This window comes from Cobetia sp. L2A1, from assembly GCF_009796845.1.
In the GTDB taxonomy this organism is placed as follows: domain Bacteria; phylum Pseudomonadota; class Gammaproteobacteria; order Pseudomonadales; family Halomonadaceae; genus Cobetia.
On the sequence record NZ_CP047025.1, the window covers coordinates 3,013,431 to 3,032,456 of the forward strand.

17 protein-coding genes, 2 tRNA genes and 1 pseudogene are annotated in these 19,026 nt (G+C 56.6%); 8 read left to right on the plus strand and 12 right to left on the minus strand.

The annotated features are described in order from the left end of the window. Window positions 1-279: 279 nt before the first annotated feature. Window positions 280-1,059, plus strand: coding sequence for an SDR family oxidoreductase (locus GQR90_RS12840; RefSeq protein WP_158774456.1), 780 nt, complete (start codon window positions 280-282; stop codon window positions 1,057-1,059). A gap of 28 nt (window positions 1,060-1,087) precedes the next feature. Here GQR90_RS12840 and trxC read toward each other — a convergent pair whose 3' ends face one another. Beyond that, window positions 1,088-1,531 (minus strand): thioredoxin TrxC, encoded by a 444-nt coding sequence (trxC, locus tag GQR90_RS12845; RefSeq protein ID WP_158774457.1) that lies wholly within the window; start codon window positions 1,529-1,531, stop codon window positions 1,088-1,090. A gap of 300 nt (window positions 1,532-1,831) precedes the next feature. On the opposite strand from trxC, the gene GQR90_RS12850 reads away from it, so the two are divergent. Beyond that, the gene (locus tag GQR90_RS12850) at window positions 1,832-2,113 is read left to right on the plus strand and encodes a cobaltochelatase CobT-related protein (RefSeq protein ID WP_158774458.1); all 282 of its coding nucleotides are present in this window, start codon (window positions 1,832-1,834) and stop codon (window positions 2,111-2,113) included. Window positions 2,114-2,260: 147 nt separating this feature from the next. On the opposite strand, the gene GQR90_RS12855 is transcribed toward GQR90_RS12850, so the two are convergent. From GQR90_RS12855 to GQR90_RS12865, 3 genes and pseudogenes are all read right to left on the minus strand, one after another. Then, window positions 2,261-2,911 carry a class I SAM-dependent methyltransferase gene (locus GQR90_RS12855; protein WP_158774459.1) on the minus strand — a complete coding sequence of 217 codons (651 nt, stop codon included), beginning with the start codon at window positions 2,909-2,911 and terminating at the stop codon, window positions 2,261-2,263. Further along, window positions 2,908-3,573, minus strand: coding sequence for a hypothetical protein (locus tag GQR90_RS12860; protein WP_158774460.1), 666 nt, complete (start codon window positions 3,571-3,573; stop codon window positions 2,908-2,910). Before GQR90_RS12860 ends, GQR90_RS12855 begins: the two co-directional genes overlap by 4 nt. Window positions 3,574-3,804: 231 nt before the next feature. Next, a pseudogene (locus tag GQR90_RS12865) lies at window positions 3,805-3,909 on the minus strand (phosphate acyltransferase); the annotation flags it as partial. Between the two features lie 185 nt (window positions 3,910-4,094). Between GQR90_RS12865 and GQR90_RS12870 the strand changes: the two are divergent. Next, the gene (locus tag GQR90_RS12870; protein WP_158774461.1) at window positions 4,095-4,979 is read left to right on the plus strand and encodes a DMT family transporter; all 885 of its coding nucleotides are present in this window, start codon (window positions 4,095-4,097) and stop codon (window positions 4,977-4,979) included. 36 nt (window positions 4,980-5,015) lie between these two features. Here the strand turns inward: GQR90_RS12870 and GQR90_RS12875 are convergent, their stop codons facing one another. The 5 genes from GQR90_RS12875 to GQR90_RS12895 form a co-directional block, all read right to left on the minus strand. Next, a complete protein-coding gene (locus GQR90_RS12875; protein WP_233266292.1) occupies window positions 5,016-6,836 on the minus strand; it encodes a dihydroxyacetone kinase subunit DhaK in 1,821 nt (606 codons plus the stop codon). Between the two features lie 289 nt (window positions 6,837-7,125). Further along, window positions 7,126-8,277: a GGDEF domain-containing protein gene (locus tag GQR90_RS12880; protein WP_199269429.1), complete on the minus strand. Its 1,152-nt coding sequence runs from the start codon at window positions 8,275-8,277 to the stop codon at window positions 7,126-7,128. 142 nt (window positions 8,278-8,419) lie between these two features. Beyond that, window positions 8,420-9,124: a glutathione S-transferase gene (locus GQR90_RS12885; protein WP_158774462.1), complete on the minus strand. Its 705-nt coding sequence runs from the start codon at window positions 9,122-9,124 to the stop codon at window positions 8,420-8,422. An 82-nt stretch (window positions 9,125-9,206) separates the two neighbouring features. Beyond that, on the minus strand, window positions 9,207-9,524 hold the full coding sequence (locus GQR90_RS12890) for an HlyU family transcriptional regulator (protein WP_233266294.1): 318 nt from the start codon (window positions 9,522-9,524) through the stop codon (window positions 9,207-9,209). 456 nt (window positions 9,525-9,980) lie between these two features. Further along, window positions 9,981-11,249, minus strand: coding sequence for an argininosuccinate synthase (locus GQR90_RS12895; protein ID WP_267902055.1), 1,269 nt, complete (start codon window positions 11,247-11,249; stop codon window positions 9,981-9,983). 285 nt (window positions 11,250-11,534) lie between these two features. Between GQR90_RS12895 and rnt the strand changes: the two genes are divergently transcribed. Then, window positions 11,535-12,248: a ribonuclease T gene (rnt, locus tag GQR90_RS12900; RefSeq protein ID WP_442778525.1), complete on the plus strand. Its 714-nt coding sequence runs from the start codon at window positions 11,535-11,537 to the stop codon at window positions 12,246-12,248. A gap of 172 nt (window positions 12,249-12,420) precedes the next feature. Here rnt and grxD read toward each other — a convergent pair whose 3' ends face one another. Further along, complete coding sequence (gene grxD / locus GQR90_RS12905; RefSeq protein WP_158774464.1) at window positions 12,421-12,753, minus strand: Grx4 family monothiol glutaredoxin; 333 nt, start codon at window positions 12,751-12,753, stop codon at window positions 12,421-12,423. Between the two features lie 310 nt (window positions 12,754-13,063). Here grxD and argF point away from each other — a divergent pair, with 310 nt between their 5' ends. Next, window positions 13,064-13,981 carry an ornithine carbamoyltransferase gene (argF, locus tag GQR90_RS12910; protein ID WP_158774465.1) on the plus strand — a complete coding sequence of 306 codons (918 nt, stop codon included), beginning with the start codon at window positions 13,064-13,066 and terminating at the stop codon, window positions 13,979-13,981. 216 nt (window positions 13,982-14,197) lie between these two features. Continuing rightward, window positions 14,198-15,280 (plus strand): ABC transporter ATP-binding protein, encoded by a 1,083-nt coding sequence (locus GQR90_RS12915; protein ID WP_158774466.1) that lies wholly within the window; start codon window positions 14,198-14,200, stop codon window positions 15,278-15,280. Window positions 15,281-15,446: 166 nt separating this feature from the next. Here the strand turns inward: GQR90_RS12915 and GQR90_RS12920 are convergent. Both GQR90_RS12920 and GQR90_RS12925 read right to left on the minus strand, forming a co-directional pair. Next, window positions 15,447-15,522, minus strand: a tRNA-Ala gene (locus tag GQR90_RS12920). Between the two features lie 87 nt (window positions 15,523-15,609). Next, a tRNA-Ala gene (locus tag GQR90_RS12925) sits at window positions 15,610-15,685 on the minus strand. Between the two features lie 321 nt (window positions 15,686-16,006). Here GQR90_RS12925 and uvrY point away from each other — a divergent pair. Then, entirely contained in the window at window positions 16,007-16,669 is a 663-nt protein-coding gene (gene uvrY / locus GQR90_RS12930) for a UvrY/SirA/GacA family response regulator transcription factor (protein ID WP_158774467.1), read from the plus strand. A gap of 223 nt (window positions 16,670-16,892) precedes the next feature. Beyond that, complete coding sequence (gene uvrC, locus GQR90_RS12935; protein WP_158774468.1) at window positions 16,893-18,890, plus strand: excinuclease ABC subunit UvrC; 1,998 nt, start codon at window positions 16,893-16,895, stop codon at window positions 18,888-18,890. The last annotated feature ends 136 nt before the right edge of the window (window positions 18,891-19,026 follow it).

Consider the following 19,026-nt stretch of genomic DNA (forward strand, 5'->3'; position numbering starts at 1 on the left):
AGCAGAGAAATGACGCGCCTCAGGCAACCTTGCGACTGGCGAGTTCCCGAGCGGATAAGCCGCTTTGCGAAGGTGTCATCCATGCCAATTGTGGCAGCTTACGCCTCTCCGCATCCGCTCTTGATGATGGTTTATCAAAATGGCTCATGAAAATGGCAGATATAGGTTAGAGGTGGCCTGTTGGGATGCCGCTTCCTTTCCTCACTATCTGCCCGCATATAGTGCGAAATGACCCGGCATTCCCTGCCATCGCCCCCTGCCAATCGACGAGGTAACTGAATGACGACGACCGAAAAAGTGGCCTATATCACCGGCGGCGCGCAAGGCATTGGACGTGGTATCAGTGACCACCTGCTCGCCAATGGCTGGCGGGTAATGGTGGTGGATATCGATCGTGAGGCTGGCGAGCAATACCTTGCCGAGCAGCGCAAGAGAGAGGAGGAAGGCAGCAGCACACGACTGTGCTTTCAAGCTATCGATGTATGCGATGAAGCCACCGTCGCGGCCAGCATCGCGCAGACGGTTGAGGTATTTGGACGACTGGACGCCGTGATCAATAATGCCGCGATTGCCAACCCCTTTCAGGGCAAGCTGGAGGAGCTGACACTGGAGCGCTGGCATCAGGTGCTGAATACCAGTCTGACCAGCAGCTTTCTGACCGCCAAGCATGCCGCACGCCACCTGCGCGAACACGGTGGCTGCATCATCAACATGGCCTCCAGCCGCGCCATCCAATCAGAACCGGACACAGAGGCTTACGCCGCCAGCAAGGGCGGTATCGTCGCCCTCACCCACGCCATGGCCATGAGCCTGGGGCCCGAGATTCGCGTCAATGCCGTCAGCCCTGGCTGGATTGACGTCTCCGGCCGGCAGAAGACGGCACCGTCAGAGACGCTGAGCACGCAAGACCATGCCCAGCATCCGGTGGGCCGCGTCGGTCACGTCGAGGACATCGCCGCGCTGGTCGCCTTCCTGATCTCGGACAAGGCCGGCTTCATCACCGGCCAGAATCACATCGTCGATGGCGGCATGACACGTAAGATGATCTACGCCGAATGACCCGCCAGTCGGGCAGGTCAGATAAGCATCATGCTTTTACTGCGTGCGGCGCCAACCACTGCTTGAGCTGCCCTGCCTGCATCACGCCAGCCTGACGCTCCAGCTCCTTGCCCTTCTTCATCACCATCAGGGTCGGGATGCTGCGGATGCCGAAACGACCTGCCAATGCCTGTTGAGCTTCGGTATCGATCTTGGCGAAGCGCATCCTGGTGCCCATCTCAGCGGCGACGCCATTGAAGATCGGCCCCATCGTCTTGCACGGCCCACACCAGGTGGCCCAGAAGTCGATCACGATCGGCATCTCGCTGCGCACGACCAGTGCTTCATAGTTGGCGCTGGTCAGCTCCAGCGGCTCAGCGGGCAACATGGCACCGCTGCATCTTCCGCAGGTGGGGTTGTCATTCAGACGCTCGGTGGCCACGCGATTGAGAGCAAGACACTGCGGGCAAGCCAGCACAAAGGATTCGGACATCATCGGACTCCAGAAGAAGAATAAGCACGGAGCGCTCGACGAAGTGAATCACTCTCGAAAGAGTGCTGCCTCGCCAAGCGCCACCCCGACACAAACGTCAGGTGCTGATGGGGGATGATCATACGAAATGTGGGCCAAGAAGCAATTGACGCAGCACATCGGGTCGATCGCTTCTTGCTATCAAGTGACCCTGACCACGACAAAACAATGCGGATACCCTGCATATGATAATCATCATTATCCAAAAGATAACAATGCTGATTTCCAGTGACATACTAATGGTTTGTCTTCAGATGGCTCATGACCCCAAAAGCCCACTCCGACTACCGTCATGCTGATGTGACACTGACTGGGTGGGTTAGGTTATGCGGCATCATCGCCGACAACGTCTCTGCCGGCGAAGGCGCACGCCATCTGCTGGTCGTCATCTCCGATGGCAGCCCCTGTAACAGCGCTACCAACATGGCCAATGACGAGCACTACCTCGACAGCCATCTCAATCAAGTTGTCGCGCAGCAAACCCGCTCCGGCCGCCAGGCTATCCTCGGCCTCGGCGTCGGGCTGGACCTCAGCACCTACTAACCCGACCAGCGGATCATCGACCTCGAACGCACCCTCGACAACGCCCTCGCCAATGAAATCGTGTATCACATGGCGCTAGCGTGTCGGGATCAGGGGATGTGATGCTTTACACTATTCATTTGCAAACTTTAGACAATTGCAAAAATATCAAACAAGCGCCACCCTTGCTTCTGTAAATAAGCTTTCACCGACATACCATGATCTTATTTTAACAAAATTGTATTTACCGAGAAGTGCTTCGACCTGAATTTTATCTACAACCCCATAATATGTCACACCTCTCAACCCTCTATGAAGATAACCATATAACCATTTAACTCCTGATTCATATTTTTTAAAATAAGAACTTCTATATTGGTTAACAATAATCACGCGCCCATTCTGCATCAACAATCTATGCATATGAACCACTATATCATCCAAGGTATTCTTGCAAGGAATAGCAGAAAGCACGTTTGTACATATGATCAGTTTATATTTTTCGTCGTGCTTTGCTAAGTTCTCATAGGCTATCGAACAACATCCATCATAATTATCTTCTACATATTTTTTAACAGAGGTTAGTTCCCCTCTGACTGCTTGGGTACGATTTAGTTGAACCTCAGAATCTACGAAAGTCACTCTAGAAGATATTTTCACTAAAGTGTCAGAATATCTAAGCTTCCCGCACCCAAAATCTAATACTGAAGGATCGTCTACAATTATCTTCAAATAATCATTTACAGCTGAAGATTTTTGGGTATAAGGCTTTGCTGTGTTCTCTGCACGTACCTCATTACCTTCGATGTAATATCTCATAGTATCACCTGGTGTTTATTCAAATAGGTTATTATTATAGCTTCTGGAATTTGTCGAGCCTGTGCTTTGGATTTTTTTACTACAACAAAGTACCAATGTGCGGCGGATAATATAAAAACAATAATTGCATAAGACATTATTAGATAAGCACTTTTATCAGTCAAAATAATTATAGGAAGCAGTGATATAATTACTACACATAAATGTTCAAACAACACCCAAAATAGTAGTGCATATCGCCAGAAAACATGTACATGATGAGGATCTATATTTTTCACTTCAGGATAATATAAGCCGGCCATTATTTCTCTAACCCGCTTTTGATTCAATGGTAAATCCGATCCAACTCTATCGAGCATTGGCTTGACTATAAAATCTTTTTCCCATAGATACCGCAACTTAATTGCTTTTGCGATTTTATCATGAGCCTCAAAAAAAGTACTTAGAAAAAAAGCCATAAGTGCACCTAACAGAGGCATCATACCGAAAGAAACAATCCATTCGATCAGGTCACGATAACCTTCTAAAGGAGGAATCAAAGCATCATCGATCTCAATATATGGTAAAAACCCATTATACTGTAGAATAATCAAGTACAACAAGGTTGTAACAAAAGTCCACTTACACAATTTACCCAACATCTCAGTATAAGAAATTATCATACGATCACCAAAATTGAATTAATAAAAAGCCACTCTATAAATCTTGGTTAACCATACTATTGATGTCGTTCATTCATCTATAACATCATGGTTTTTTATAGCTCACGTTTTTACAACGAAGTATTTTTCTGAAATGGAAGCCCATTAGACAAATTCATATCGAAAACTAACCAGGCTTTCGCTTGCCATATCCGCCGTGAGCGGCTAATCAGAAGAAAAAGAAGAAGAAACTCAGTCTTGCGGGGTGTGTTGCTGCGCCTGAACAACAGTCACCGCAATGACATTGAGGATGTCGGCGGTGGAGCAGCCACGCGAGAGGTCGTTGGCGGGTTTGGCGAGGCCTTGAACACCGCCATACGATCCAAGAAGGCTTGCGGTGTACCAGCAAGGACGCTGACAAGAGCATCAGCGAGGAAGGCAGCAAGATAGAAGACGACGAGAAGGCACAAGAACGTGCTTCACGCCATGGGCGAGAGCGATTAGCCTGATAGCCCGTCTTTCTCTATCCAGTCGAGATCACCATGTCCCCCAGCGATGCCCTGCGTCTTGTTCTGCTCTCCACCCTGTGGGGCATGTCTTTCATCTTCATGAGGGTGGCAGCGCCGGAGTTTGGCCCCGTCACCTTGATTCTATTGCGGATGGGTATCGGGGCGCTGGTATTGGCACCACTGCTGCTGGGCGCTGGCCGCCTCAAGATGGTGTGGGATCATAAAGGCTCACTGATGGTACTGGGCCTGACCAGTCAGGCACTACCCTTCTGCCTGTTGGCGCTGGCCACCACCCAGCTGGAGGCAGGCTTCACCTCGTTGATCAACGCGACCACGCCACTGTTCACTGCCCTGCTGGGCATGGCCTTCTTCGCCACGCCCATCCAAAAGCAGCAGTATCTGGGGCTGGCGCTGGCCTTCGGCGGTGTCTACGTGTTGTCGAGTGATCGCCTCGATTTCCAGCTCGGCGGTGATGGCTGGTTCATTCTGGCGGCCCTCGGCGCGACCTTCTGCTACGGCTTCGCCTCCAACTTCTCGCGCCAGCGCTTGAGCCATCTGCCGTCACCGGTATTGGCGGCAGGCAGCGCCACGATGTCATCACTGGTGTTGCTGATTCCCGGCCTATGGCTGTGGCCAACCACCAGTGTCAGCCTTGAAGCTTGGGGCAGTGCGATTGCGCTGGCCGTGCTCAGTACTAGCCTCGCCTTCCTGATCTTCTTCCGTTTGCTGGCGAGTGCCGGCGCTACGGCCACTACCTCCGTCACCTTCCTGGTGCCGGTCAGCGCATTGCTATGGGGCAATGTGCTGCTGAATGAAGTGATCGACGCCCGTATCCTCACCGGCATGGGCATCACGCTGCTGGGCACCGCCATCGCGACACGTCTGATTCGCCTGCCAACGCGCAAGACGGCAAGCTAGCCTCTCTCACGCGCGGGTAATCTTGTCAGGCAGTGCTCAGCAGGCGGGTTCTTCGGCGACATCCGCCAGCGCTTCGAAGATACGTGCAGTGGCTTCTGCCCCGGGGTCACCGTGACCGGCAAGGTGCTCTGCCGGTACGTAAGCGGAGCGCCCCGCGCGCCCTGTCGTCATCTCGGCAGTGGCATCCGCACCCTGCCTGGCTGCCTGTGCCATCGCGGCCCAGTCAACACACTCCGACGGAGTGTCTAGCGCCTCAAGGGCTGGCAGCAAGGCATCCAGCAGGGTGCGGTCACCGCGCGCAGCACCGCCATAATGCTGCATGCGGGCCACCCCGTAAGACAGCGCCGCATGCCAGCGGTGCTTGACCGGCAGGGCACTGCCCTCCTCACGCCAGCGCGTGGCCGCTGCGGTAAACAGAATCGACAGCAGCACACCACTGGAGCCCCCCATGCCACGTGCAAGTTGTTGCCCGATGCACGTCATCAGCTGGCCCGCATCACCACAGGCCAGCTCGCTGCATTCCATCGATTCAAGAATGGCATTGGCGCCGCTGGCGAAAGTATTGCCGGTATCACCATCACCGCTGATGGCATCGAGACGGTCCAACGCGTCTTCGCTGGCCAGTAGTGTCTCCAGTACGGCATTCAACTTCTGCTCGACCTGCGCATCTCCCGGCAAGGCTAGCTTGGCGCGCTGGCCCGCCTCTCCATTGCCATCAGCCGTGGAGGCCGAACCAGACTGTGCTGAGGACTGGGCTGAAGACTGAGTATCAGCATGCTCAAGGCTCAGGTAGGTCAGCGGCTTGACGCGCTGCACACCCGGCCACGCTACCGGTACACACTCGGCCGCCAGTGCCGATTCCAGCGACTCATCAAGCGGCAGCAGTGTCAGCGAGAAGCCCTGCATGTCCAGCGAGGTCATCAGTGGCTGTGGACCCACGACAGCGTGAATACCCAACGCCTGTAGCGAAGGATGTGCCAGTGCCTCCGCCAGCAGTACGCCACGCTCCAACGGCGAGCATCCACCGAGGTCATTGATCATCAGCAGGTGGCCATTGGCGGGGAGCGTGCCGGCGGCTTCCTTGCGGGCATGGCCTTCCAGCAGCGCCGTCACGACCATATCCATCATGCTGTGCGCCTCGTCACCAGCAGGGATGGTGCTCATGTCGAGCGTTCTGGCACCCGGCTCACCGTGAATACCCAGGCCCAGCTCCGGCGCACGTTGTTCACGCAGCTTGCCAGGGTGGCGTCCCACGGTGAACGCCATGCCCAGGGTCGAGCAGCTGTCAGCGACACGGCGTGCGACGGCGGCCACTTCCGTGAGACTGGCCCCCTGCGCCGCCAGCGCACCGGCAATCTTGTGCACCAGCAACGTACCCGCCAGCCCGCGCGGCTGCGGGTTATCGGGCAACGCCACATCATCGGCGACGATGACCATCTCGACCTTGAGTCCTTCCTGACTCGCACGCTCTGCCGCTAGCCCGAAGTTGAGGCGATCGCCGGTATAATTCTTGACGATCAGCAGTGCCCCCGCCTCACCCGTGACCTCTCTGAGCGCCGTCAGCACGGCATCTACCGTCGGCGAGGCGAACAACTCGCCGCAGACTGCAGCTGTCAGCATGCCCGCCCCCACGAAACCTGCGTGGGCAGGTTCGTGACCAGAACCACCACCCGAAATCAGTGCGACATGTTCACGCCGCCAGTCATCACGGATGACCAGCCGCATGCCACTGGCGGGATCGGATAGCCGCACACCACTGCCGTCGGGATGACATAGCCGCGCATGACCTGCCAGCGCATCACCGACGACCTGACGCGGTTGGTTGATGAACTGTCGCATACCATCAGAGCTGAACATCCCTGTCTCCTTGAGGCTTGGTGCCCCGACTGATGAAAATTGTCATTCAAGAAATCGATTGGTAACCACCATGCCAGATCCGGATGACAAACGGTGGTGACAAACGGGGATGACAAACGGTGGTGACAACCGCTGATCACTTCTTGTCACCATGAATGTCGATATGACGCAGCGATGGATGACATCAATATAGAGTGTGGTGCATGCGACATGAAAAGACCCTCGGCGTCTGACGCTCGAGGGTCTTTTCATGGAGTTCATATCACTCGCGACAGTCACTTGCTGACAGTCACTTGCTGACAGTATCAATCTTCAGACCTGTGGGTTTCAGCGCCGAGACAAGTTTCGGCTCAGTCCCTCGTGAAGATGTCCGCTCGAGCTCCTGTAATGCCACTTCTGCATCACGGGACAATGGCACCGTATGCACCACGCGCTCATTGACCGCTTCCTCTGACAGCGCTGACGCGCCAGAACGATGGAAGTTGACCCCATGCTTGCCATTGCGCTTGATGTAATACATGGCCTGATCGGCATGCTCTAGGGCGGTATTGAAACTGCCGTCGGCATCGCGCCCGAAACAGGCGCCAATACTCAGGCCGATACACACCAGCCCACCATTGATTTCAAGAGGTCGCTCGAAACGCTTCAGCCAGCGACGCGTGATCATCTCAACCCGTTCCGGGGTCATGCGCGGCAGCTGAAACAGGAATTCATCACCGCCATAACGGGCCGAAAGATGATGGTGAATACCCAGCTGGTGAAGCTCATCGTTCAGCCCATGCGCCAGCAGTACCAGCACTTCATCACCCGCGCGGTGGCCGAGCTGATCATTGACCTGCTTGAAGCCGTCCAGATCGATGAACAACAGCACGCTATCATCGGCCAGCGGCCGTTTGCGCCAGCCATTGATGGCTTGGCGATTGGCAAGCCCCGTCAGGGCATCGGTGCTGGCCAGCGCGTTGAGACGTGACTCGTAGTCTTTCTCATGACTGATATCGACATGTGTGCCCAGTAGGCGAAGCGCGTGGCCTTCGGCGTCACGTTCGACCACGCGGCCGCGGTCTGCCACCCAGGTCACGCTGCCATCGCGGGCCAGCATGCGATGTACCACCTGATAGACCTCGGTGCGTCCGCAGAGGTGGTCGTCCAGATTGGCGAGTACTTCGTCGCGGTCTCCCGGGTGAAGATGATCACGCCAGACGTCGAACTGCGCATTCAGCTGGCCGGGCTGGTAGCCCAGCATGCGGCCCCAACGGTAGTTGAAGATGGTGAGCTTGCCAGTGGGCACGTCCAACTGCCACAGACGAAGACCGGTGCCATCGAGGGTCGCCGAGAGCTTTTCTTCAAGCCCTGACAGACGCCGCTCAAGGCGTGCCTTGTCGCGCTTCAGCTGTTGGATAGTGGACTCCAGCGATTGCTCGCGCAGACTCTTGCGTGTCATGCCAACGCCCCCGGTGAACTCCTTGTCAAACATCCCTTTATGCCCATCTACTCCGAGATGAGTTCCACACTACGACTGGCCCGTCATTGGCTGCCTGCTACCTACCATGAACTTCCGGCCATCAATGGCACTGGTAACGCTGTTACATCGAAAATTCGCCACCCTTCGCGACGGCTCGCTGATAGGCCTCACGCTCACGAATCCGTGCCAACCATGCCTGGGTATTCGGATACCCCTCAAGCCCCTGACGCGAGGCCATGACCTGAACCGGGAAGCTCATCTGGATGTCAGCCCCCGTGAGATGCTCACCACACAGCCAGTGTCGGCCCTCAAGGCAAGATTCCATGTAGGCCTGGTGCGACTTCAACTCCGGCGTGATGAAGTTGTCATTGACGCCCTTGGCCAACAGTCGCGCAATCGGACGAATCAGCCAGGGTACCGGTTTCTTGTCGAGACGCGAAAATACCAATCGCATCAGCAGCGGTGTCATCGCGGAGCCTTCGGCGAAATGCAGCCAGAAGCGATAATCGCGCTCTGCCCGGCTACCCACGACAGGCCGCAGGTGCGCGCTATTGCCAGCACTCTGTGCGGCGTAGAGATCCACCAGATATTCGATGATGGCACCTGACTCCGCGACCACTACCGGTTCGCCACTCTCCCCCGTCAGGGTGGTGTCAGTGATGACAGGCGACTTGCCGAGCGGATGCACTTCCCGCAGGGCCTTGGGTGCCCGCATGCTGTTGGCATCACGCGCATAGACTTCCAGTCGATACTCAAGGTTCAGCTCTTCCAGCAGCCACAGGATGCGCTGAGAACGCGAGTTTTCCAGATGGTGAACCGTGATCATGTCGTGCTCCTGATAGCGTGGTGTCAGTAAATCGCGTCAATACGTCAATACCTACCCATCCAGCGTTTGCGAGGACGGCGGCTTAACGCGTGAAGATACTGTCGCCTAGATCATCGATGGTACGACGCGCCTTGAGCAAGGTGAGTTCTATCGCACCTTCCTCTGACGGTACGGTATCGGAGCGCTCGAAGCGATGCTCTAGCATCTCGCCATCTCCTGGCTCGCCAGCGTTGTCATCACTCACCACTAATGGCTTGCGAATAAGCCCAGAGACGCGATATTGCCCCTCATGTTTCTGCGGCATTGCCACGATCAGATAGCCATTATATTCAGTGGACTCCGGCTCCTTGACGGGGGCAGGCTCGCCAGCAGAAAACAGTTTCTTGAGCATTCCCAACATGATGAATATCCCTTGCGTGGCACGGTAACAGTGTTACCGGCAATCATTATGAAAATAATGATAATAATAAAGAGTTACTGTCTCGTTGATGAAGATAGCGGACAGGCCATGGTTTCCGAGAAATGGATTATTGAAAAACAGGGTCTCGGAAAACTGACATTTGATGAGTTATTGCTTTGTCAAAAACACGGGCGACAAGCATCGCACGCCGCCCTGACCGTGAACAGTCACGCGCCGATGCAACAGGCCATCTGCATGCCATCGATGCGAAGCACTTCCTGCGCATGGGGTCCGATGTGAGATGACTGACCAGATAGCACAACGCCGGCCCCTCCAGCAGCGATAATGCTACAGGAAGGGCCGGCGCCATGATGGCCCGACAGATACTCGTTCGGGTCAGGTGAGCACTCGCACGTACTGGCCAGTCTCACCCTACGGGCATCTCTCGATAGTCCCTTACTCGATGCCACGACCCTTGCTGGCAGCGATACGCAGACGCAGAGAGTTCAGCTTGATGAAGCCAGCCGCATCTTTCTGATCGTAGGCACCCGCATCGTCTTCGAAGGTCGCGATGGAGGCATCAAACAGCGAATCTTCAGACTGACGGCCGACGACGATCACGTTGCCCTTGTAGAGCTTGAGACGCACGTCGCCGTTGACGACTTTCTGGGACTCATCGATGGCAGCCTGCAGCATGCGGCGCTCCGGGCTCCACCAGTAGCCGTTGTATACCAGCTCAGCGTACTTGGGCATCATCTCATCCTTCAGGTGGGCCGCTTCGCGGTCCAACGTGATGGATTCGATGGCACGGTGAGCACGCATCATGATGGTGCCACCCGGTGTTTCGTAGCAACCACGCGACTTCATGCCGACGTAACGGTTCTCGACGATATCGAGACGACCAATACCGTTGGCACCGCCGACCTTGTTCAGGAGCTCAAGCACTTCGTGAGCGGCCATTTCCTTGCCGTCGACGGCAGTGATATCGCCCTTGGTGTAGGTCAGATCGATGTAGGTCGCTTCGTTCGGCGCCTGCTCCGGGCTGACGCTCCAGCGCCACATGTCTTCTTCGCACTCGGTCCACGGGTCTTCCAGCACACCACCTTCATAGGAGATGTGCAGCAGATTCGCGTCCATGGAGTACGGCGACTTCTTCTTGTTCTTGGCATAGTCGACTTCGATACCGTGCTCTTCACAGTATTCCATCAACTTCTCGCGGGAGTTCAGATCCCACTCACGCCACGGCGCGATGACCTGGATGCCCGGCTTGAGCGCGTAGGCACCCAGCTCGAAGCGTACCTGATCGTTGCCCTTGCCGGTTGCACCGTGAGAGATGGCGTCAGCGCCGGTCTCGTTGGCGATCTCGACCAGACGACGCGCGATCAGCGGACGTGCAATGGAGGTGCCCAGCAGGTACTCGCCTTCATAGATGGCGTTGGCACGGAACATCGGGAAGACGTAATCGCGAACGAACACCTCACGGAGATCCTCGACGTAGATTTCCTTCACGCCGAGAGCCTTTGCCTTGGCGCGTGCCGGCTCGACTTCTTCACCCTGACCGAGATCAGCCGTAAAGGTCACAACTTCACAGTTGTAGGTTTCCTGCAGCCACTTGACGATGACTGAAGTGTCCAGGCCGCCGGAGTAGGCGAGAACGACCTTTTTCACGTCGGACATGCTTGACTCCTGAGTTGATGCTTGTAGTACCTGCGGTAACCTCGTCAGAGGTTACCGCAGGGGGATGAGATCGCCCGGACATGACAGACAAGCATCTCGATACCGACACTGCCCATCCATCCGATTCGCGATGTGAGGCCGATTATAGCGAGGCTGGCACCTCACCGATACTGCCCACAAGGGCTGATCTCCGACACCTGACGTTCATCAAGCCGCCTGTGCCGCCTCTTCCGAACCGGTTGCCATCGCCGCCGCCATCGCCCTGCTACCCACGCCCTGCTACAATTGCGCACTTTGAGCGTCGGCAACATGTACGGCGCAGCACGAGATGCAATGACGGGATTGGAGATCTTGATGACCCAGGCGAGCGAGCGCACGCAGATGGCACAGCGTTTCCGTGGCTACCTGCCGGTAGTGGTCGACCTTGAGACGGGCGGTTTCAATGCTGCCGGTGATGCACTGCTCGAGATTGCTGCTGTCACGCTGACCATGGATGAACACGGCAACATGGTGCCGGATGCAACCTACGCCTTTCACGTGGCACCCTTTGAGGGCGCCAACGTCGAGCAGTCGGCGCTGGACTTTACCGGCATTGATCTGGACAACCCGGTACGCAAGCAGGTGGCGGTGGTCGAAAGCCAGGCGCTGGGCGAAATTTTCAGCCCTATCCGCAAGGCCATCAAGGCCCACGGCTGCACGCGCGCGATACTGGTCGGCCATAATGCCGCCTTCGATCAGGGCTTCCTGAATGCAGCGGTGGAACGCTGTGGTATCAAGCGTAACCCGTTCCATCCGTTCTCCTGTTTCGACACCGCGTCACTGGCGGGCCTGGTCTATGGCCAGACGGTACTGGCGCGCGCCTGTCGCGCTGCCGGCATCGAATTCGACAACGCCGCTGCACACTCGGCCCGCTATGATACCGAGCGCACCGCTGAGCTGTTCTGCTCCATGGTCAACCGCTACAAGGACCTGGGAGGGTGGGACCTGGCGATGGAAGAACAGGGCATGAACGAGCCAGTCGTGGATAGCGAAGCATCCGCACCCTGAGTTCTGCTCCCCTTTGACGTCATGGCTTGTTCGCGCCATGAAAACGCCCCCATAGCGATGCTATGGGGGCGTTTTTGATTCTGCTATCAATGCAGCCATTGTCTATTCGCAAGCACTTATCAACAGTTGCCCGTCAACAAGGGCTTATCGACAGGTATGCATCAACATCCGATCACTCGGCAGGTGCTTCCTGAACGGCCTGCTTGATCATCGGTTCCAGCTCGCCGCTTTGATACATCTCAACCACGATGTCACAGCCGCCGACCAGCTCACCGTTGACCCACAGCTGCGGGAAGGTCGGCCAGTTGGCGTACTTCGGCAGTTCGGCACGGATATCCGGGTTATCGAGAATGTTGACGAACGCGAAGCGCTCGCCACAGGACATCACGGCCTGAACGGTCTGGGCAGAGAAACCGCACTGCGGCAGCTGCGGGGTGCCTTTCATGTACAGCAGAATCGGGTTATCGCCAATCTGCTTCTCAATCGATTCTATGGTGGTGCTCATGTGAGATCCTCGGACGGTGGGCGCATGCCCGTGAGTGTCATTCCCTCATTCTACTGGGGGTGAGCTACGAATTCAGCCCCCGATATTGCCTCAGGTAGACATTGCTGTCTGCCCCCCACTTCTCTGCGTGCTTGCAGAGATAGTATAGAGAGCATGACGCAGCGTTGCGCCCGCTCGCTCAGCTGGCTAGGATGGCTCTTTTGACAGGCAGCGCCATCAGGGCGCCGTGACGGTCGGTTACTTCATTTTGCACCGACGCATGGCGCCCTTTTCGATGCCGCTGTCCGAGACCATGACAGGAGCCCGTTCGATGGCCACCCGGCACTTTTTGACTTTGCTTGATCTTTCTCCGGAAGAACTCGACTACCTCATCCAGCGCGCAATCACCATCAAGGACGGGCTGAAGAAGGAAGGCCCGGTATATACCCCCATGGCCAACCGAACGCTGGCGATGATTTTCGAAAAATCTTCCACGCGTACGCGTGTATCTTTCGAAACCGCCATGGCCCAGTTCGGTGGCCATGCCTTGTTCCTGTCCTCGCGCGATACCCAACTGGGCCGTGGTGAGCCGATCGGTGATACGGCGCGCGTGCTATCAGAGATGGTGGATGGCGTGATGATCCGCACCTTCGCTCACTCTGACATCGAAGCCTTCGCTGATGCCTCATCCGTACCGGTCATCAATGCACTGACCGACGATTATCATCCCTGCCAGCTGCTGGCCGACGTGATGACGTGGACCGAATGCCGCGGCTCCGTGAAGGGCAAGACTGCCGTGTGGATCGGCGATGGCAACAATATGTGCCATTCGTGGATCAACGCGGCGCGTCAGTTCGACTTCACGCTGCGCATCTGCTGCCCGGAAGGTTACGAGCCGGATAGCGAAATCGTTGCCGCCGCTGGGGGCCGTGTCAGCATTCACCGTGACCCGCAGGAAGCCGTGCTGGGCGCAGACCTGGTCACCACCGATGTGTGGGCTTCCATGGGTCAGGAAGAAGAGCAGCTCAAGCGTGAAGCTGACTTCGCCGGTTATCAGGTCAATGAAGCCATGCTCGACAAGGCCGCTGCTGACGTCATCTTCCTGCATTGCCTGCCGGCACACCGCGGTGAAGAAATCAGCATGGGCCTGCTGGATGATCCGCGCGCGGTTGTCTGGCAAGAAGCGGGCAACCGTCTGCACGCGCAGAAGGCATTGCTGGAATTCCTGATGCTGGGCCGTCAGGGCTGACCTCAGGGTTGGTAGCAAAGCGAAGCATGACGCAACCGCCTGCATCCCTGCCGGCGGTTGCATCGTATTGATCCATCAAGTGCTCTAGTACGCGCTCCGACATGCGCACAAGCAAGTGCTTACATGCGTGCTCTGATACACGTGCCAATGATTGCCTCAAGAGCATTGCACCAGCGGCGCCCTTCCCGCCCTCAGCGTTCGGATTGACCTGCCATCATGCAACCGCTTCTACAGATCGACTCGCTCGAATGTCGCTACGACACTACCGTGGTGACGAGCGATATCAGCTTCTCACTCAACAAGGGTGACATCGCGTGTCTGCTCGGCCCTTCGGGCTGTGGCAAGACTACCCTACTGCGTGCCATTGCCGGCTTCGAACCGGTCGCCATCGGTGAGATACGCCTCGAGGGAGAAGTCCTTTCCAGTGCGACGCATCTGACCGCACCAGAACAACGCCAGGTCGGCATGGTGTTTCAGGACTATGCACTGTTTCCTCACCTGAGTGTCGCCGACAACGTGGCCTTTGGCGTGCGGCGCATGGCCAAGACGGCACGTCATGAGAAGGTTGCGGAACTGCTGACGCTGGTCGGGCTCGGCGATCTCGGCGAGCGCTTCCCGCATGAGCTTTCTGGCGGCCAGCAACAGCGGGTGGCACTGGCACGCGCGCTGGCACCAGAGCCACGCATTCTGCTGCTCGATGAGCCGTTCTCGAATCTGGATGTCGAACTACGCCGTCAGCTGAGTCAGGAGGTGCGACGTATACTCAAGCATCTTGGTATCAGTGCGGTGTTGGTGACGCATGATCAGAACGAAGCCTTTGCGATGGCCGATCAGATAGGCGTCATCCATGCTGGGCATCTTCAGCAGTGGGATACGCCCTTCAATCTTTATCATGAGCCAGCCACCCGCTTCGTCGCCAACTTCATTGGCCAGGGCTACTTCATTCCCGGCATATTGAATGACAGCGAGAGCGTGTCGACGGAACTTGGCACGATTCGGGGCAACCGTGCCTATGCCTACGCGGTAGGCACGCCTGTTGATGTGCTGTTACGCCCGGATGATCTGGTACTCGCCGAAGGCGCCTCTCAGGATACAGACCTGAAAGCACAGGTACTAAGTGCCACCTTTGCCGGTACCAGCACGCTTTATCGCCTGGCGCTTCCCTCTGGTCGCGAAGTTGAGGCGGCCTTCAACAGCCACCACGATTATCAGCCGGGGCAGGAGGTCACTCTCCGCATTCAGGCAGATCACCTGATTCTGTTCGAGCGTCTCGACGCTGGCTCTTCGTCGATAGGATGATAGTGCTGCTCGGAGGTAGTACTCGTCTGATGCCGTTGCAGCGCCCTCACAGGATGCTCCCTCCGCCCCTTGGGCTGGGGGGGGGCAATACACCAAACATGCGGACATGAAAATTCAGACACAAAAAAACGGCCACCCTGAAGGATGACCGCTTTTTCAAGAATTCTGGTGGAGCCTAGCGGGATCGAACCGCTGACCTCAACACTGCCAGTGTTGCGCTCTCCCAGCTGAGCTAAGGCCCCGAATCAGACTGCCTTTCCTGATGTCTTGCACTCAGAAAACATGACAGTACCATCATGAAGCAACCATACCACTCATACCGGTGATGATGGTGGAGCCTAGCGGGATCGAACCGCTGACCTCAACACTGCCAGTGTTGCGCTCTCCCAGCTGAGCTAAGGCCCCTCTTCACAATGCAGCGCATGTTACAGAGCACCGAATACGTCGTCAACCTCTTATTTTTGCTGCGCTTTGTGCTCTTTACCGCATGTCATGCAGTCGATACGCCGACGCTGTCGTACACGCTTGGCGAAGGCAATGCTCATGGAGAGACCTCATGCCGATATCACGTCTGAATGACACCCTTGCGTCCTGATGTTTTTCATTGAGTGGTTATCTTGCATGCGACGCATAGGGTAACAGTGGGCATCGACAAGCCCAGTCCCAATGGGTACATTGAAAGCCGCTTTCACTCACTTACCCGTTGACATCCCTACTGGAGCCACCTTGATCAAGGTTCTTGTCGCTGACGACCACCATCTGGTGCGTACCAGCATCGTCCGTACCATTGAGCTAGAGGAAGGGCTCAAGGTGATTGCAGAAGCCTCGGATGGCGAAACCGCGATCAAACTCTGCCGTGAACACAGTCCGGATATCGTACTGATGGATATACGCATGCCTGGCGTAGACGGCCTGGAGGCGACACAGAAGATCGTGCGTAGCCTGCCTGATGTCAGAGTGATCGTGTTGACCGCCTATCTCGAGGAATCCTTCGCCAAACGCCTGTTGGAGGCGGGAGCCTTCGGCTTCATCTCCAAGGGCACGCCCTTCGATGAGATGATTCGTGCCATACGCCAGGTGGCGCGTGGTGAGCGCTATCTGTCACCCGAGATTGCTCAACGCCTGGTATTTTCCGGTATGGATACCAAACGCAGCAATCCGTTCGAGCAGCTATCGAGCAGAGAGCTCCAGGTCGCCATGATGATTGTCAATTGCCATCGTGTCAGCGAGATATCGGATCGCCTCCATCTAAGTCCCAAGACCGTCAATACTTATCGTTACCGTATCTTTGACAAACTCGCGGTGGCCAGTGATGTGGAGATGACGCACCTGGCAATGCGCCACAAGCTGCTGGATGACTATGCGCTGGACCGTCCCGACGACTCCTGATCGCAAGGCAACAGCCGACGGCGGCGCAACAACATCGCTTGCGAGCGCCAGACAACGCCATCCTTTTCAGGGTGGCGTTGTCATTTTTGGCTTGGACGTGATGACTGGGATGTCATGGCCCGGATGTCATGGACTAGCCGTCATGCCGCAGTCGTCATGTCACGGCATGACGAGACGTCCATCATCTTTGATAGACTTGTGGCATTGCCAGACGAGGAGTCACATGGCCAAGCAGCCCACCAACACCCCCGCAGCTGATCATGTCAGCGGCGCGCCTGATGACCAGCCGATCGACGAGACACTGCGCCTGCAACATGATCGCGAACGCAATGATGCCGCGCGTGTTTCCAGCCGCCTGATCACCAGCGATGCCAGCAGTGCACTGCTTGAAGGCAGCGCAGCGACCGGCTTTGATGCACGTCATTTCCTCAAGCATGTCAGCGAAGCGCCCGGTATCTATCGCATGCTGGATACCGCCGGCGAGGTGCTTTATGTCGGCAAGGCCAAGCGCCTCAAGGCGCGACTGGCCAGCTACTTCCGTAATACCGGCCTGAACACCAAGACTCAGGCACTGGTAGGACGCATTGCCGACGTTCAGGTCACGATTACCCGCAGCGAGACAGAAGCCCTGCTGCTGGAACAGACCCTGATCAAGGAACTGCGCCCGCCCTATAACATTCTGCTGCGAGACGACAAGTCGTATCCCTACGTCTTCATCAGTCACCATCACGATTATCCGGCCCTGGAATTCAAGCGCGTACGACACAAGCGCAATGATGGCCGCTATTTTGGCCCTTATCCCAGCAGTGTTGCGGTGCGTGAGTCACTGACGTTGATGCAGAAGATCTTCCGGTTACGCAATTGCGAAGACTCGGTATTCGCGCATCGCGAGCGCCCCTGCCTGCAATATCAGATAAACCGCTGCACTGCCCCGTGCGTCGACTACATCAGCAAGGAGGATTATCGCCGCGACATGGAGCATGCCGTGATGTGCCTTAATGGGCAGAGCGACAAGGTGACTGATGCGCTGAGTCAGGCGATGCAAGACGCTGCCATGCGTCTTGAATTCGAGGAAGCAGCCAGGCTGCGCGATCAGGTAGCCCAGCTCAGGCGCATGCAAGAGAAGCAGTACGTCGATACCGGCACCGGCAATGCCGATATTCTTGCGCTTGCCGAGCGCCCTGGCGGGCTGTGCATCAGCGTGGTCTCGGTACGTCATGGCCGCATGCTCGGCGCACGTCACTTCTCACCCGGCAATGGGTTGGACCTCACCAGTAGTGAACTGCTGACCAGCTTCGTCAGCCAATACTATCTGGGACAGGACAGGGAAATGCCGGATGAAGTGCTGACATCACTCGCACTTCAGGATGCTGACCTCCTGGAGGGCGCCCTGAGCGAGAAAGCGGAACGCCGTGTGCGCGTGGCCCATCAGGTCCGCGGTCATCGTGCTCAATGGCTTACGCTCGCCCAGACCAACGCCGAGCAGCAACTTGCCACTCAACTGGCCAGCCGCCAGCAACTCTCCAATCGTTTTCTCTCACTGCGTGACGCACTGGGGCTTGAGGATGTGCCGAAGCGTCTCGAGTGCTTCGATATTTCGCACAGCCATGGCGAGGCAACGGTCGCCAGCTGCGTGGTGTTCGATCATGAGGGGCCGATCAAATCGGACTATCGTCGTTTCAATATTGAAGGCGTGACGGCGGGCGATGATTACGCCGCCATGCAGCAAGCACTGACGCGCCGCTTCAAGCGTCTGCAAGACGGCGAAGGCAAACGGCCGGACATCCTGTTGGTCGATGGAGGCAAGGGTCAGCTCAATATGGCGCGAAGCGTCTTCGAGACACTTGGCGTGACAGACATCATTCTGCTGGGGGTCGCCAAAGGCACGACGCGCAAGGCGGGCCTCGAGACACTGTTCATCGAAACGGTCAACGACACGCTGGATCTCGACAGCCATTCGCCAGCACTGCATCTCATCCAGCATATTCGTGATGAATCGCACCGCTTTGCGATTGCGGGTCATCGTGCCAAGCGCGACAAGGCTCGGCGTACGTCCAGTCTTGAGGGAATTGCGGGAGTTGGCCCCAAGCGTCGCCGCGAACTGCTCACCTTCTTTGGCGGGCTGCAGGGCGTGAAGCAGGCCTCAACACTGGAGCTGGCAAGAGTGCCGGGTATCAGTGAATCACTTGCTGAACAGATTCATCAGTCACTGCATGGCTAGGCCGTTACTGCCCAGCAGTGTGGGCTGAGGCCAGTAGTGACAACTTTATGACCGAATATCACACGTAATGGCATGGATGAATGTGTCGCTGGCAGGCTAGAATAGGCGACTTGTGCGGCGCTAGCGGAGCGGCTCT

What these genes read in the sequence shown, in the direction of transcription:
- GQR90_RS12840 (WP_158774456.1), top strand. Translation starts at nt 280, where the DNA reads ATGACGACGACCGAAAAAGTGGCCTATATCACCGGCGGCGCGCAAGGC.
- trxC (WP_158774457.1), bottom strand. Translation starts at nt 1,531, where the DNA reads ATGTCCGAATCCTTTGTGCTGGCTTGCCCGCAGTGTCTTGCTCTCAAT.
- GQR90_RS12850 (WP_158774458.1), top strand. Translation starts at nt 1,832, where the DNA reads ATGACCCCAAAAGCCCACTCCGACTACCGTCATGCTGATGTGACACTG.
- GQR90_RS12855 (WP_158774459.1), bottom strand. Translation starts at nt 2,911, where the DNA reads ATGAGATATTACATCGAAGGTAATGAGGTACGTGCAGAGAACACAGCA.
- GQR90_RS12860 (WP_158774460.1), bottom strand. Translation starts at nt 3,573, where the DNA reads ATGATAATTTCTTATACTGAGATGTTGGGTAAATTGTGTAAGTGGACT.
- GQR90_RS12870 (WP_158774461.1), top strand. Translation starts at nt 4,095, where the DNA reads ATGTCCCCCAGCGATGCCCTGCGTCTTGTTCTGCTCTCCACCCTGTGG.
- GQR90_RS12875 (WP_233266292.1), bottom strand. Translation starts at nt 6,836, where the DNA reads ATGTTCAGCTCTGATGGTATGCGACAGTTCATCAACCAACCGCGTCAG.
- GQR90_RS12880 (WP_199269429.1), bottom strand. Translation starts at nt 8,277, where the DNA reads ATGACACGCAAGAGTCTGCGCGAGCAATCGCTGGAGTCCACTATCCAA.
- GQR90_RS12885 (WP_158774462.1), bottom strand. Translation starts at nt 9,124, where the DNA reads ATGATCACGGTTCACCATCTGGAAAACTCGCGTTCTCAGCGCATCCTG.
- GQR90_RS12890 (WP_233266294.1), bottom strand. Translation starts at nt 9,524, where the DNA reads ATGTTGGGAATGCTCAAGAAACTGTTTTCTGCTGGCGAGCCTGCCCCC.
- rnt (WP_442778525.1), top strand. Translation starts at nt 11,535, where the DNA reads ATGACGGGATTGGAGATCTTGATGACCCAGGCGAGCGAGCGCACGCAG.
- grxD (WP_158774464.1), bottom strand. Translation starts at nt 12,753, where the DNA reads ATGAGCACCACCATAGAATCGATTGAGAAGCAGATTGGCGATAACCCG.
- argF (WP_158774465.1), top strand. Translation starts at nt 13,064, where the DNA reads ATGGCCACCCGGCACTTTTTGACTTTGCTTGATCTTTCTCCGGAAGAA.
- GQR90_RS12915 (WP_158774466.1), top strand. Translation starts at nt 14,198, where the DNA reads ATGCAACCGCTTCTACAGATCGACTCGCTCGAATGTCGCTACGACACT.
- uvrC (WP_158774468.1), top strand. Translation starts at nt 16,893, where the DNA reads ATGGCCAAGCAGCCCACCAACACCCCCGCAGCTGATCATGTCAGCGGC.